The following is a 487-nucleotide window of genomic DNA, read 5'->3' as shown; positions in this document are numbered from 1 at the left end:
GTAGCTCTTGCTCATCTTGCGCCCGTCGAGGCCCGGTAGCGTCGCCACCTCCTCCTCGATCACCACCTCGGGCAGCACGAAAAGGTCCTTGCCCTTGCCGAACAGGTGATTGAAGCGCTGGCCGATGTCACGGGCCATTTCCACGTGCTGGATCTGGTCGCGCCCCACCGGCACCTTCTTCGCGTTGAACATCAGAATGTCCGCCGCCATCAGCACCGGGTAGCTGAACAGGCCCATGGTCACGCCGGCGTCCGGGTCTTCACCGGCTTCTATATTCTTGTCCACCGAGGCCTTGTAGGCATGGGCACGGTTGAGCAGGCCCTTGCCGGCGACGCAGGTCAGCAGCCAGCAAAGCTCGGGAATCTCGGGAATGTCGGAATGACGGTAGAAAGTCGCCTTGTCGGTATCCAGGCCCCGCGCCAGCCAGGTGGCGGCGATCTCCAGACGCGACCGCTGGCTGCGCGCCGGGTCATCGCCCTTGATCAGC

Annotated in this window: 1 pseudogene; it reads right to left on the bottom strand. The window is 63.9% G+C overall.

The features are described 5' to 3' along the window. A pseudogene (locus tag B3P22_RS08480) lies at nucleotides 1–487 on the bottom strand (tryptophan--tRNA ligase); the annotation flags it as partial.

The sequence above is a fragment of the Pseudomonas sp. UBA6323 genome, from assembly GCF_002439135.1.
Classification (GTDB): domain Bacteria; phylum Pseudomonadota; class Gammaproteobacteria; order Pseudomonadales; family Pseudomonadaceae; genus Aquipseudomonas.
Note: the sequence above shows the minus strand (reverse complement) of the source record. Positions and strands in the feature narration are given on the sequence as shown.